This is a genomic window from Microcoleus sp. LAD1_D5, assembly GCF_036702115.1.
Lineage (GTDB): Bacteria > Cyanobacteriota > Cyanobacteriia > Cyanobacteriales > Microcoleaceae > Microcoleus.
The window spans coordinates 155,576-168,736 of record NZ_JAUBSA010000004.1; the positions used below are offsets into that span (position 1 = coordinate 155,576).

Consider the following 13,161-nt stretch of genomic DNA (forward strand, 5'->3'; position numbering starts at 1 on the left):
AAATCAGATGACGATCGACTGATAAACCCATAAAATAGACGGGTGACTCATGACTTGTGACTAAATGAATCCTATTAAATTCGGTACAGATGGCTGGCGCGGCATCATTGCTGACGATTTTACATTCGATCGCGTGGCGTTAGTAGCTCCCCTAGCGGCACAAGTTCTCGCACAAACCGGCGGCAGCGATGGCAGCAGCGGTACCGTAATTGTCGGTCACGACCGCCGATTTCTGGCCGAAGAATTTGCCAAAACAGCCGCTATTGCCATCCAAAACGCAGGATTTGACGTGCTGCTTAGCGAATCCTACGCCCCCACTCCAGCTTTCAGCTTAGCTGCCAAACAATTAAATGCTTTGGGCGCGATCGTCCTGACAGCCAGCCACAATCCCGGTGCATATTTAGGATTAAAAGTCAAGGGCGGATTTGGCGGTTCAGTGTCGCCCGAAGTTACTCAAAAGATAGAAGCAAAACTCGAAAATCCGGCGGCACTTTCAGCAACTCCCGGCAAATTGGAGAATTTCAATCCTTGGCCTGCTTACTGCAAAACCTTGCAGGAAATGGTAGATATTGAGGCGATTAAAGAGGCGATCGCCAGCGGCAAAATTACAGTATTTGTAGATGTAATGCACGGTGCCGCCGCCGGAGGATTAGCTCAAATTTTAGAAGAAACGGTACACGAAGTCAACAGCGATCGAGATCCGCTGTTCGGCGGCGGTGCACCCGAACCTTTGCCGCGCTACCTGTCGCAGTTATTTCGGGTGATGCGTACTCACCAGCGAAAAAGCTCTGGTTTGTCGATCGGATTTGTATTTGACGGAGATAGCGATCGAATTGCAGCCGTTGACTCTAGCGGCAACTTTCTCAGTTCACAAATCCTAGTTCCCATATTAATCGAACATTTAGCCAAACGGCGCGGGCTGACCGGGGAAGTCATCAAAACAGTCAGCGGTTCAGACATAATTCCCAAAATTGCCAAGCTGTACAACTTGCCATTATTTGAAACGCCGATCGGTTACAAGTATATAGCCGATCGAATGTTAACCACCCAAGTCTTAGTCGGCGGCGAAGAATCGGGAGGAATTGGCTACGGTACACACATTCCCGAACGAGATGCTTTGCTGTCAGCGCTGTACTTGTTAGAAGCAGTTGTCAAATCCGGGGAAGACTTAAGCGAAATTTACAGCCGACTGCAACAAGAAACAAGCTTTACTTCAGGTTATGACAGAATAGACTTGCACCTAGCAAACATGGAAGAAAGGTCGCGTTTGCTGTCGCTGCTGCAAAATCAACCTTTAACAGAAATCGCCGGCAAAGCAGTTGTAGATTGCAACAAAGTTGACGGATATAAATTCCGTTTGGCCGACGGAAGTTGGCTGCTAATTCGGTTTAGCGGAACCGAACCTGTGTTGCGGCTGTATTCAGAAGCGGCGACCTTGAAAGAAGTTATGCAAAACTTAAACTGGGCGAAAGCTTGGGCGCATAATTAATCGCCGTTTTTAACCGTAGAGAAACGCAGATGAACGCGGATGAGTTGATATCAAATCTCTCTTTCTCTGCGTCCTCTGCGACCTCTGCGGTTAAAAAATCTTGTTTAAAAATCAAATAGTATGGCGGCTATACCAGGTTAATTTTAGGATCAAAGCAAATGGCTTACAGCGATTTCAGCCTTGCGAGAGTCAAAAAAGATTTTGGATTAACCTTAGATGAAACTCGCAATTTATTTGCCGAGACCAAACCAGTTTCACCATCCGAACTTTTAACAACAATCCTGATCGATTATGTACCGCTAGCAACTTTTATTTCCACACAAAAAGCTCGCTCAGAATTTTTAATTGCCCCGATATTAGCAGAAGTTCGGCGATTGTTAAACAAACGAGTTTCTCTTTTTTCCGGTAAGGATTTTACTGTCGATCCAGAAAGAGGTTTGCAAGGATTTTGCGATTATATTATTAGCGGTTCTTCAGAACAATTGTTCATCAGTGCTCCGGTTATAACAATTTTTGAGGCAAAAAAGGAAGATATCATTGGCGGTTTGGGTCAATGCGTGGCTGCAATGGTAGCGGCTCAATGTTTCAATCAAAACCAAGACACTGAGGTCGATCGCATTTACGGCGCGGTGACGACGGGTACTAACTGGAAATTCTTGATTTTGGAGGAAACTACTGTTTATATCGATCCGATTGAATACTATATTCAAGATGTTGATAAGATTTTGGGAATTTTGTTGCAACCATTTCCCCAATCTTTTGTTAATATGGAGCCGTAAGTTTTAAGAGAAATAATGACCGATCGCAAATTGCTAGTTGTAGCTACGGGCAATCCGGGTAAACTCAAGGAAATGCAAGTTTATCTTCAGGATTTGGGATGGGAATTGGAACTCAAACCGGAAGAGTTGGAAATCGAGGAAACAGGCGAAACTTTTATTGCTAATGCTTGCTTGAAGGCGTCTGAAGTCGCAAAAGCCACGGGCAAATGGTCGATCGCCGATGATTCTGGTTTAATGGTAGATGCACTCGACGGTAGACCTGGGATTTACTCGGGGCGCTACGGGAAAACCGATGCTGACAGGATATCTCGACTTCTCAAAGAATTAGGCAACGAACAAAACCGACAAGCACAATTTGTTGGCGTGATCGCGATCGCCCGTCCCGACGGTACAATTGCCTTGCAAGTAGAAGGAATTTGTCGGGGCGAAATCCTCCACACTCCTCGCGGTACGGGAGGTTTCGGATATGACCCCATTTTCTACGTACCCGCACAGCAACAGACTTTTGCAGAAATGACACCCGATATCAAGCGATCGCACTCTCACCGCGGTCGAGCCTTCCAGGCTCTATTACCACAAATAGCGAACCTTGTCAACCCCTAATGAGGAAAAAAGCCAAAACATGGGGTAACTGTGGCATTGGATATTGACACTTAGGTATCACAACTAAACAGGAAAGAGGTTTTTCGTTGGCAATGACCAGTTACCGATGACCAATTACCTGTTTGGCCAATGTCCAATGCCCAATGCCCCAGTATCTTAGATTGCCTCCAAGTTCTTTTCCCCAGTCCGAATCCGAATAATTTGTTCTACAGGAGAGATGAAAATCTTGCCGTCGCCAATCTCGCCCGTGCGGGAAGCCGCGATAATTTTATCAACCACCATGTCAACCTGATCGTTTTCCACAACAATCTCGACCTTGAGCTTTTGCAAGAACTCAACGGTGTACTCAGAACCGCGATAGCGTTCAGTCATGCCCTTCTGACGGCCAAAACCTCTAACTTCAGAAACAGTCATCCCCACAATGCCAGCATTGACGAGTGCGATTTTCACTTCGTCTAGTTTAAAGGGGCGAATAATAGCTTCAACCTTTTTCAAGTTTCTCACTCCTAACAGTTAGTACCTTCGTTATATTACTTAAATCGCGTGACATCTTTTAATATCACTGCTAGTATTAAGTATTTTGTAAAATATACTACCTTATTTTGTACTCGCGATGAGAGGCACGCCAATCTTTAACAATATTCTCCCATTGGCCCGAGGCGCGGGATCTCGGCTCCGATCACGGTAGAGTGAAAAAGACCCAAGCCCTCCGCCACCGATCTGCTAAAACAGAAAAAGAACCCAGGAGACAGGAGTTTTCCGGGTTTCCACTTTGCCATGTGAGATTTGCACGTATTGCTGAAAACTATAATTGCTAGAGGCGGTCAGTTAAACTATTCCTATGCACCCAGCCAGCCCTCCCCCTGACCGCAGCGGGCTTGATGCCCTACTGAGAAATCGCCCCTTCCTCGCCTTGTGGACGGGCCAGTTATTGGCCCAAGTGGCGGATAAAATCTTTTACGTATTGCTGATTATTCTGGTGAAAACAGGCGGTTACACACCTGGACAGAATCCGGCGGAAAATTCTATGCTGTCAGCGGTGATGATCGCCTACACGCTGCCGGCGATCGTCTTTGGTTCGGCCGCCGGTATCGTCGTAGACCGCTTTTCCAAAAAGCAAATGCTGATCGCCTGCAACGTGATTCGAGCCTTGCTGATTGTAGCTTTGCCGTTTTTGCCCAAAGCTTTTGTAGTCTTGCTGGCAATTACGTTTTTGGTCTCTACGGTAACGCAATTTTTTGCTCCAGCAGAAGCAGCCGCCATCCCCCTGGCCGTGGGGCGAGAGGGACTGATGTCAGCAAATGCTCTGTTCGCCTCGTCCACAATGGGCGGGATTATTGTCGGGATGACGATCGGCGAACCGCTGTTTAGTTGGGTCAAACACAGCTTCGGACCAGCTTCTCAAGAGTTTTTGCTGGGCGGGTTGTACCTGATATCAGCAGGTTTGATCTATGCCATGCGGATCAAAGAAAGTCATGCCGGCAGCAGTGGCAAAAACGTCCATCCTTGGCAAGACCTTAAAGAAGGTTTGCGGTATTTGAAACACAATCACCTTGTCAGCAACGCGATGGTGCAGTTGACGATTTTGTATTCCGTGTTTGCAGCACTTCAGGTTCTGGCGATCGCGCTTTCAGGCAAAATAGGTCTCAAAGAAACTCAATTTGGCTTTTTGCTGGCTGCTGCGGGAGTTGGAATGGTCTTCGGCGCAGCCTTTTTGGGACACTGGGGTCATCGAATGCACCACAAACCTCTGCCTTTAATCGGTTTCTTGATGATGGGTTTTGTATTAGCAATGTTTGCCTTTACTCGACAGTTATGGGTGGGATTCGGATTGAGTGCTCTGTTCGGTTTTGGTGCTTCCTTAATTAACGGCCCCATGCAGGCTTTGATTCAAGAAAAAACTCCCGAATCTATGCGGGGAAAAGTCTTTGGCTTGGAGAACAATGCGATTAATATTGCTCTGAGTTTGCCTTTAGCGCTGACCGGCCCGCTGACGGATGCTGTCAGCAAAGCCGTGGGTTCGGATGACCTCGGCTTGCGGATTGTGTTGCTGAGTTTGGGCTTTTTGGTCTCGGTGATGGGCATGGCAGCTTGGAAACATACTCGCAAAGTATTGCAGGACGCACTGTGAACTTTGGCAAGAAGGAAGAAGGCCAAAGGAAGGAAGAGGGAAGAAGGAAGATAAAAAGAGGGAAGAGGGAGAAGTTAGAGGGCTTTCTTTTAGCGATCGATCTCTAACATAGCAACCGCGCTGATGGTTAGGACGTTCTTAATTGCTGAAACGATTGTTTTTATTGTCGAAGGTCGAAGGACAAATGCTATACAAGCCTCATAGCGTGGTAAACCGGCATAGAGGCCGCGATTTTCTCTGTTTCTTTTCTTCCTCTGCTGTTCCACAATTTCTCGATCGGGCGATCCATGTCCGATAGCACAATCTTTTGTAAAATCTCACCACTTAAATTTTCATAGTTTCATTAATTAAGATTAAAGTAGTATAAAAGCTTTCATTAAAAATCATAATTAGTTTAAGGAAGGAAATTCTGTGCAACTAAAAACTAAAGTGACCATCAGGCGTGCAACTGGTGGATTTGCTCTGATTGACAGCTTGATCCGCCACGGCGTCAAGCATATTTTTGGTTATCCCGGCGGCGCAATTCTGCCGCTTTACGACGAACTCTACCGCGCTGAAGAAACTGGCGCTATCAAACATATTCTGGTGCGCCACGAGCAAGGTGCTGCTCACGCGGCCGACGGGTACGCCCGCGCTACCGGACAAGTTGGGGTTTGTTTCGCTACTTCGGGCCCCGGCGCAACTAATTTGGTGACGGGGATTGCGACGGCGCACATGGATTCGATCCCGATGGTTATTATCACCGGTCAGGTTCCCCGTCCGGCGATCGGCACTGATGCGTTTCAGGAAACAGATATTTACGGGATTACCCTGCCAATTGTCAAGCATTCTTATGTAGTGCGCGATCCGAGAGATATGGCGCGAATTGTGGCAGAAGCTTTCCACATTGCGAGTACGGGACGCCCCGGGCCGGTCTTGGTTGACGTGCCCAAGGATGTGAATTTAGAAGAATTTGACTATCTGCCAGTGGAACCGGGATCGGTGAGAATTCCGGGCTATCGCCCGACGGTGAAGGGAAATCCTCGGCAAATTAATCAAGCAATCTATTTGCTGAAGGAAGCAAAGCGTCCTTTGCTTTATGTGGGCGGCGGGGCGATCGCCGCGGGGGCCCACGAGGAAATTAAGGAACTCGCCGAACTTTTCCAATTGCCGGTCACGACAACGCTGATGGGCAAAGGTTCCTTTGACGAAAACCATCCTTTGTCGGTGAAAATGCTGGGGATGCACGGCACTGCTTACGCTAATTTTGCCGTTACCGAGTGCGATTTGCTGATTGCTGTGGGGGCGAGGTTTGACGATCGCGTGACGGGCAAATTAGACGAGTTTGCCGCGCGCGCTAAGGTGATTCACATCGATATCGACCCGGCGGAAGTAGGCAAAAATCGGGGCCCTGATGTGCCGATAGTCGGAGATGTCCGCCATGTTTTGATCGATTTGCTGCGCCGCTGTCGGGAAACAGGAGTTTCGGGGAATGCCGGACAGACTGCGGAATGGCTGCACAGGATCGATCGGTGGAAACAGGACTATCCGTTAGTTGTGCCTCATTACCCAGACATTTTGTCTCCGCAAGAGGTGATTTCGGAGTTGGCTACTCAAGCGCCGGACGCTTACTACACAACCGATGTCGGTCAACATCAAATGTGGTCGGCTCAATTCTTGAACAACGGGCCGCGCCGCTGGATTTCGAGCGCTGGTTTGGGCACGATGGGTTTCGGGCTGCCGGCGGCGATGGGCGCGAAAATGGCGCTACCCGATGAGCAAGTGATTTGTATTGCTGGCGATGCTAGCGTGCAAATGAATATTCAAGAATTGGGAACGTTAGCACAATACGGCATTAATGTCAAGGTTGTTATTGTAAATAATGGCTGGCAAGGCATGGTGCGGCAGTGGCAGCAGGCGTTCTATGGGGAGCGTTATTCGTCGTCGAATATGACTGTAGGGATGCCGGATTTTGTGATGCTGGCTGAAGCTTATGGCGTGAAGGGGATGCTGGTTTCGCGGCCGGAGGAACTCAAAGATGCGATCGGTCAAATGCTCGCTCACGACGGCCCGGTGCTGATGAACGTGAAGGTGACGAGGGACGAAAACTGCTATCCGATGGTAGTTCCGGGTAAGAGCAACGCTCAAATGGTTGGTTTGCCAGAACGCAGCAAGTTGCAATCTGCGGAGTTGATTTATTGTCCGAGTTGCGGCGCGAAGAATGTTTCGAGCAATAAGTTTTGTCCTGAGTGCGGGACAAAAGTTTAACGAGTTTTGAGTGGGGACTTAGGCTGTGCCTATTAGTCTCAACTTAAGGTCAAACGTAGTCATAGACTGCTGTTTATCGTCGAGGCCAGATCCCCCCTAGCCCCCCTTAATAAGGGGGGAACCGGAGCGATCTCAAAGTCCCCCTTCTTAAGGGGGATTTAGGGGGATCTGGCCTCGGATAAAAGCGAGAGATACAAAGGTTTCAGACTTAAGTTGACACATATCGGCAAGGCCGTGTCCTTACCCGGATCGGCTGTTCCACATTTAACACCATCTCCGCTGGCATCGCATCGAGAGCTTTAATCTGTAATCTCTAAGCATATTTTATGAGCCAGTGTCTAAACCCTGATTGCCTATTCCAAAACCCGTCTGGCTATACAAAATTTTGTCAAAAATGTGGGAATAAACTGCTATTGGGCGATCGCTACGGAGCCCAAAAAATTATTGGACAAGGGGGATTTGGGCGCACTTTTCTAGCTATTGACGAGTATAAACCCTCAAAACCTCCCTGCGTTATTAAACAATTTTACCCCCAATTTCAAGGCATTTATAGTATCCAGAAAGCTGCTGAGTTATTTGAGCTGGAAGCAGTACGCCTAGAACAGTTGGGTAAACATTCTCAAATTCCCGACTTATTAGCATATTTTAGTCAAGATGGACGACAGTATTTAGTCCAAGAATTCATCAAGGGTGAAAATTTAGCCCAAACACTAGAATCTAAGGGATATTTTAGCGAAACGCAGATTCGCGACTTGCTTAATAATTTATTGCCAGTATTCGAGTTCATTCATTCCCGCCAAGTAATTCACCGGGATATCAAGCCAGAAAATATTATTCTTCGGCAAGATGGGCAAATGGTTTTAGTTGACTTTGGAGCCGCGAAATATGCGACACAAACGGCTCTAGCGGTAACGGGAACGAGGATCGGGACGGCTGGATATACGGCACCAGAACAAGCCAACGGTAAACCGATTCATGCGAGTGATATTTATAGTCTGGGTGTCACTTGTCTGTGTCTGTTAACTGAGGTTGAACCGATTGATTTATTCGATGATAGGGAGTTTGAGTGGGTGTGGCGAGAACACTTAAAAACATCTGTCAGTTCGGAACTGGGTCATATTTTAGATAAAATGATACAGCCTGCTATTAAGAAACGTTATCAATCTGCTACTGAAGTTTTGCAGGCTCTTGGTACTCGATTACCTCAATTATCAGCTCAAACACCTCCATCGGCACCGCCACCAGACTCGCTTAAATCGGCGCAGGGTGTTGACTATACTCGTCTGCGGGATTTATTGGCAGCAGGAAAGTGGAAAGATGCGGATAGGGAAACATTCAAGGTGATGTTAAAAGCTGCGAGACGAGAGAAGGAAGGTTGGTTGGATACGAACTCGATCGAGAATTTTCCTGGCGATGATTTGCGGACGATCGACCAGTTGTGGGTAAAATATAGTCAGGGTCGTTTCGGCTTTAGTGTCCAGAAAAAAATCTGGTTAGAAATAGGCGGTAAAGTTGATTATGACACTGAATGCAAGCTAGGCGATCGTGTCGGTTGGCGAAAGAGGAGAAAGGGGAGGAAAGGTTGGTTGGAGTACGATGATTTAACCTTTAATCTGGAAGCACCACGGGGTCACCTCCCGTCGTGTGCGCGTGTGTTTGCGTGGGGGGGAGAAGGATTGGGTTGGGTTGTTGGGGTGTTGGGGTGGTTGGGGTTGGTTGTGTGGTTCTCTCTTCTCTCGCATCGAGAGCTGTAGGCTGTAATCTATAGCGATTGCAGCCCTTGGTTGGTTTGCCCGATCGTAACAAGTTGCACTCTGCGGAGTTGGTTTATTGTCCGAGTTGCGGCGCCAAGAATGTTTCGAGCAATAAGTTTTGTCCTGAGTGCGGGACAAAAGTTTAAGGGCGGAAAGTAGGGACACGGGGGTCAAGCCATAGGTGTCACCAATCGCCTGAAAACAATTGTATCTCTGGTCGATCGCCGAGTCCCAACCTCCCTACACACAAGTCCGAAATCTCTCAACACAATTCATGACTGAAACCCCAACTTTCGATATCGCAATTATTGGTGCAGGGCCGGGCGGACTATGTGCAGCCCAGGGGCTAGCCAATTTAGGTTTTTCGGTAGCTGTGTTTGAACGAGCTAGAGCTTTACGTCCCATCGGCGCTGCTCTAGGGTTAGCAGAAGCGGGGTATAAGGCATTGGGTCTCATCAATGCCGATCTCGCTACCCAAGTTCGTGCCTTAGGTGTCAACCCACAGCGACAACTGCTGATGAGACCCAATGGCGAGGTTCTGTTTTCTGATGAATCGCCCTTGGCGGGTACTCCCTTCACTTGGCTAGCGTGGTATAACCTACAAACCTCATTGCACAACACACTGCCACCTACCGTATCCCTTCACCTTAACCATAAGTTTGTCAACTTCACTAAGGTCCCCGATCCGTCCAAGCCTCCCTTACGTTTGCACTTTGAGAATCAGCCCGATGTTGGCGCACGACTGTTAATTGGTGCCGATGGGTATCACTCGGTGGTTCGCGGTCTTACCGTGGGAGATGGTGCGCCTCTGTACACTGGAACCATGACTTGGCGAGGAATCTTGCCCCGTCACATCCTAGCCCCCCTCGCTGAACCCTTTGCAGAAGGGGCTGGTTTTCAACTGGTGGTCGGAGACCAGAAAAATTTTTGGATTATGGATGCAGGACCCGAGGAACTCGCTTGGACAGGGACTGCACTGCATCCGACTACAGAGAAGAGTACCGATGTTTTAGCTATGGTTCTCCAAGTTTTTGACCAATGGACTCCCTTTGTTGAAAGGGTTATTCGAGCAACTGACCCTACCACCATTGTGGAAACTGGCGTGTTCGATCGGGAACCAGTATCCCAATGGGGGGATAGAGAGAGAATCACCTTATTAGGGGATGCCGCTCACCCGATGCGACCGTCATTAGGATTAGGTACTACTATGGCCTTTGAGGATGCTGTGGCTTTAACAAAAAAACTCAAGGGGCTGAACTTGCAGGATACTTCTTGTGTTGCTAAAGCTCTTACGGACTATGAAGAGGAACGGATTGCGATCGCCACACCGTTACAACTGAAAGCAAGGCAAGGAGGAGAAGCATCCCATTCCCCGGACATAGCTGACCAACTCAAGACAGGCTTTGAATTAGCCTTAGCTGCTCGTAGACAAAAGGACACTTCTGTATAGAAAAATTCGCGGGAGTGGCAAATGAATCTTTATTTGGGAATAGATTTTGGCACGACTGGCGCCCGATCGACTGTCATAGACTCCCAGGGGAAAATATATTGTGAGACAGAGTATACTTTTGCCAACAACGGGCAACAACAGCCTGAATTGCCCTCGCTGTGGCAAAATGCGCTGTGGGATTCGATCGAGCAAATTCCCCCAGCAATCCGCAATCAGGTAAGGGCGATCGCCATTGACGGCACATCCTCCACTGTCATGCTGTGCAATACCGAGGGTATACCAGTATGCGAGCCGATTTTATACAATGATGCGCGCGGTGCAGCGGTGACAGAGAAATTGCGGGCGATCGCGCCGGATAACCACACAGTATTGAGCGCTACATCGAGTCTGGCCAAACTCCTGTGGTTGCAGGAGGGCGGGCACGGGGGCACCGCCCCTACGGTTTTCCTGCATCAAGCTGACTGGCTGGCATTTCTGCTGCACGCGAAATTGGGAATTAGCGACTATCACAATGCTTTGAAACTCGGTTTCGATGTTGATACTTTGTGCTATCCGAATTGGCTGATCGAGGGAATTGCGGGCGCTGCAAGTCCTGAATTGCCGCAAGTTGTCGCACCGGGCACGCCTGTGGGGGAAGTGAGAGCTCAAGTGGGCGATCGCTTCGGTTTTCCCCGCGATTGTATAATTTGTGCTGGCACAACCGATAGCATTGCAGCATTTTTAGCAAGCGGTGTCAATTTACCAGGGGAAGCAGTAACTTCTCTCGGTTCTACACTAGCAGTCAAACTGTTAAGTCATACCCGCGTAGATGATTCTAGATACGGGATTTACAGTCATAAATTAGGCGATTTGTGGTTAGTTGGAGGCGCTTCTAATACCGGAGGTGCAGTGCTGCGACACTTTTTTACTGATGTTGAGTTAGAGAATTATAGCACACAAATTGATCCAGCACAAGAGAGTTTGCTGGATTATTACCCATTGTTGAAAAAGGGCGATCGCTTTCCGATTAATGACCCTAATTTGCCGCCCAGACTCGAACCGCGTCCCGCTGATTCTGTGGAATTTCTGCATGGTTTGCTAGAAAGCATAGCGCGGATTGAAGCGCGGGGATATCAATTATTGCAAGAATTGGGTGCAACTCCTTTGACCAAAGTTTATACTGCTGGCGGCGGGGCAAAAAATCCGGTTTGGAGTGCGATTAGAAATCGTTATTTAAAAGTGCCTGTTGAAACGCCGATTCATACTGCGGCTGCTTATGGAAGTGCGTTATTGGCGAAGCATGGAACGCAAATTTAAAGGTGGTAAATTTGGACGGATATCGATATCGATTAAAACTAAAATGAGAGGAAGCAAACATTCTGATATATTGTGTTAAGTTGTTATCCCTAAAAATTAAGGACAATGGCAAAGCTACCTGATGACATCCTGAACACAATTTTTACCTTGCAGCGGCGGCTAGTGGAAATCCTCAACGAAACAACCGCCACAGAATACATTTTAATGCAGCAGTTTGGCGAGACAGAAGCGACACTCCCCGAACTTGAATCCCTGGATAATGTTAAGGAAAGGTTGAGAAACCCTTACAATCGTTTGTACAGGCTTTTGCAGCAGGTGGCAGAATCTCAACCCGCTGCGACTGCGGATACGTTAAACTTTCTGTATAGAACGATAGAACAAACAGAGGCGGCTGTCGATGCCTCAGAAGCAACTATCCGAGAAATCAAAATGGATTGGAATTTGTCATGAACCAACAACCTAGAATCCCCGACGCTGAAACCAGAAAGCGACACGTTGAAAAGATGCGTGAAGTCTGCCAACAGTTGGACGCTTTGACTCTAAACCTGGATGAATTAATCGCCATATTTGAAGCTGATAACCGCCGCCAGCGTCGAGAACGTTTGGCGGGTAAATACAGGCGTGTGGAATCTCAGGTAGTCGAATAAGATCGATCGAGGGGCGATTCCCTACGGGAGAGTCTTGAATCATTTCTTTTGAGTCCCCTCTGTTTGGACGCAAGGTTGTGTAGTAATGGTTTCAACCGCCGAATCCGATCGCGAGTTTTCAACGCAGGTTTGATATGATGCTAATTTTGGCGCACCATCCAGACTAAAAATCCCAATATTTTATCTACGGGAGGTAGCGGATAATCGGTAAGATCGATCGTCACTATTTGCCCTTCCAGCTTGAGAAACCGCCAAGCTGTGCCGCTGGAAACGCTGCCGTAGATGGCTGATATCGATCGACTTTTCGCTTCATTAAACTTCTGGGCCGCAACCATTTCAGCAATACATTGACCCAAACCTACTTTCAAATCTCCTTTTTTAGCTTCTACCATTACAATTGCTGGGGCTTCAATGTCTAATTGTTCGGGGGAACGGCTGATGAGAAAATCGCAAACTCCTGTAAGTCCAACAGCAGCATCGACATTAAATTCTTCACCCGAAAACACGCTGATTTGTTGGTTCAGAATATTGCGAACTTCCAGCAATACAGGGTTTATAATAGCTTCTGAACGGGCTTTTTCGGTGCTGGTAGCGATCGCCCAAGGCAAATTTGTCTCTAGTAGGGTTTGCAAGGCTGTTCCGGGTGCGATCGGCTCGATTTCCGGCAGAAATCTGATTCCTTCCACTACTGTAAGATTGAATGCTTCTTTAACCTTGCCGATCGTTGTAAATTGACTGTAAGGCATAAAATCTGATGTTGTTTTT

13 protein-coding genes are annotated in these 13,161 nt (G+C 47.8%); 11 read left to right on the top strand and 2 right to left on the bottom strand.

Translation table 11 applies throughout. The features are described 5' to 3' along the window. The first annotated feature begins 64 nt into the window (after positions 1-64). The 3 genes from QUA70_RS03555 to rdgB all read left to right on the top strand — a co-directional run bounded on the left by QUA70_RS03555 (position 65) and on the right by rdgB (position 2,871). The gene (locus QUA70_RS03555; RefSeq protein WP_333345039.1) at positions 65-1,489 is read left to right on the top strand and encodes a phosphoglucomutase/phosphomannomutase family protein; all 1,425 of its coding nucleotides are present in this window, start codon (positions 65-67) and stop codon (positions 1,487-1,489) included. A 158-nt stretch (positions 1,490-1,647) separates the two neighbouring features. Beyond that, a complete protein-coding gene (locus QUA70_RS03560; RefSeq protein WP_333345041.1) occupies positions 1,648-2,268 on the top strand; it encodes a hypothetical protein in 621 nt (206 codons plus the stop codon). 15 nt (positions 2,269-2,283) lie between these two features. Further along, complete coding sequence (rdgB, locus tag QUA70_RS03565; RefSeq protein ID WP_333345043.1) at positions 2,284-2,871, top strand: RdgB/HAM1 family non-canonical purine NTP pyrophosphatase; 588 nt, start codon at positions 2,284-2,286, stop codon at positions 2,869-2,871. Between the two features lie 156 nt (positions 2,872-3,027). On the opposite strand, the gene QUA70_RS03570 is transcribed toward rdgB, so the two are convergent. Further along, positions 3,028-3,366, bottom strand: coding sequence for a P-II family nitrogen regulator (locus QUA70_RS03570; protein WP_006633346.1), 339 nt, complete (start codon positions 3,364-3,366; stop codon positions 3,028-3,030). A 346-nt stretch (positions 3,367-3,712) separates the two neighbouring features. On the opposite strand from QUA70_RS03570, the gene QUA70_RS03575 reads away from it, so the two are divergent. The 8 genes from QUA70_RS03575 to QUA70_RS03605 all read left to right on the top strand — a co-directional run bounded on the left by QUA70_RS03575 (position 3,713) and on the right by QUA70_RS03605 (position 12,396). Beyond that, positions 3,713-5,002 carry an MFS transporter gene (locus tag QUA70_RS03575; protein ID WP_333345045.1) on the top strand — a complete coding sequence of 430 codons (1,290 nt, stop codon included), beginning with the start codon at positions 3,713-3,715 and terminating at the stop codon, positions 5,000-5,002. A gap of 411 nt (positions 5,003-5,413) precedes the next feature. Further along, positions 5,414-7,249 (top strand): biosynthetic-type acetolactate synthase large subunit, encoded by a 1,836-nt coding sequence (gene ilvB, locus QUA70_RS03580; RefSeq protein WP_333324604.1) that lies wholly within the window; start codon positions 5,414-5,416, stop codon positions 7,247-7,249. A 326-nt stretch (positions 7,250-7,575) separates the two neighbouring features. Continuing rightward, entirely contained in the window at positions 7,576-9,003 is a 1,428-nt protein-coding gene (locus QUA70_RS03585) for a serine/threonine-protein kinase (protein WP_333324606.1), read from the top strand. Between the two features lie 68 nt (positions 9,004-9,071). Then, positions 9,072-9,149 carry a zinc-ribbon domain-containing protein gene (locus QUA70_RS28510; protein ID WP_445251605.1) on the top strand — a complete coding sequence of 26 codons (78 nt, stop codon included), beginning with the start codon at positions 9,072-9,074 and terminating at the stop codon, positions 9,147-9,149. 128 nt (positions 9,150-9,277) lie between these two features. Continuing rightward, on the top strand, positions 9,278-10,453 hold the full coding sequence (locus QUA70_RS03590) for an NAD(P)/FAD-dependent oxidoreductase (protein WP_333324607.1): 1,176 nt from the start codon (positions 9,278-9,280) through the stop codon (positions 10,451-10,453). Positions 10,454-10,474: 21 nt separating this feature from the next. Beyond that, positions 10,475-11,749, top strand: coding sequence for an FGGY-family carbohydrate kinase (locus QUA70_RS03595; protein WP_333324609.1), 1,275 nt, complete (start codon positions 10,475-10,477; stop codon positions 11,747-11,749). Positions 11,750-11,854: 105 nt separating this feature from the next. After that, entirely contained in the window at positions 11,855-12,199 is a 345-nt protein-coding gene (locus QUA70_RS03600) for a hypothetical protein (RefSeq protein WP_333324610.1), read from the top strand. Continuing rightward, positions 12,196-12,396: a hypothetical protein gene (locus QUA70_RS03605; RefSeq protein ID WP_015174854.1), complete on the top strand. Its 201-nt coding sequence runs from the start codon at positions 12,196-12,198 to the stop codon at positions 12,394-12,396. Before QUA70_RS03600 ends, QUA70_RS03605 begins: the two co-directional genes overlap by 4 nt. Positions 12,397-12,536: 140 nt before the next feature. Here QUA70_RS03605 and QUA70_RS03610 read toward each other — a convergent pair whose 3' ends face one another. Beyond that, the gene (locus tag QUA70_RS03610; RefSeq protein ID WP_333324612.1) at positions 12,537-13,142 is read right to left on the bottom strand and encodes a hypothetical protein; all 606 of its coding nucleotides are present in this window, start codon (positions 13,140-13,142) and stop codon (positions 12,537-12,539) included. Positions 13,143-13,161: the final 19 nt, after the last annotated feature.

What these genes read in the sequence shown, in the direction of transcription:
- QUA70_RS03555 (WP_333345039.1), top strand. Translation starts at nt 65, where the DNA reads ATGAATCCTATTAAATTCGGTACAGATGGCTGGCGCGGCATCATTGCT.
- QUA70_RS03560 (WP_333345041.1), top strand. Translation starts at nt 1,648, where the DNA reads ATGGCTTACAGCGATTTCAGCCTTGCGAGAGTCAAAAAAGATTTTGGA.
- rdgB (WP_333345043.1), top strand. Translation starts at nt 2,284, where the DNA reads ATGACCGATCGCAAATTGCTAGTTGTAGCTACGGGCAATCCGGGTAAA.
- QUA70_RS03575 (WP_333345045.1), top strand. Translation starts at nt 3,713, where the DNA reads ATGCACCCAGCCAGCCCTCCCCCTGACCGCAGCGGGCTTGATGCCCTA.
- QUA70_RS03585 (WP_333324606.1), top strand. Translation starts at nt 7,576, where the DNA reads ATGAGCCAGTGTCTAAACCCTGATTGCCTATTCCAAAACCCGTCTGGC.
- QUA70_RS03590 (WP_333324607.1), top strand. Translation starts at nt 9,278, where the DNA reads ATGACTGAAACCCCAACTTTCGATATCGCAATTATTGGTGCAGGGCCG.
- QUA70_RS03595 (WP_333324609.1), top strand. Translation starts at nt 10,475, where the DNA reads ATGAATCTTTATTTGGGAATAGATTTTGGCACGACTGGCGCCCGATCG.
- QUA70_RS03600 (WP_333324610.1), top strand. Translation starts at nt 11,855, where the DNA reads ATGGCAAAGCTACCTGATGACATCCTGAACACAATTTTTACCTTGCAG.
- QUA70_RS03605 (WP_015174854.1), top strand. Translation starts at nt 12,196, where the DNA reads ATGAACCAACAACCTAGAATCCCCGACGCTGAAACCAGAAAGCGACAC.
- QUA70_RS03610 (WP_333324612.1), bottom strand. Translation starts at nt 13,142, where the DNA reads ATGCCTTACAGTCAATTTACAACGATCGGCAAGGTTAAAGAAGCATTC.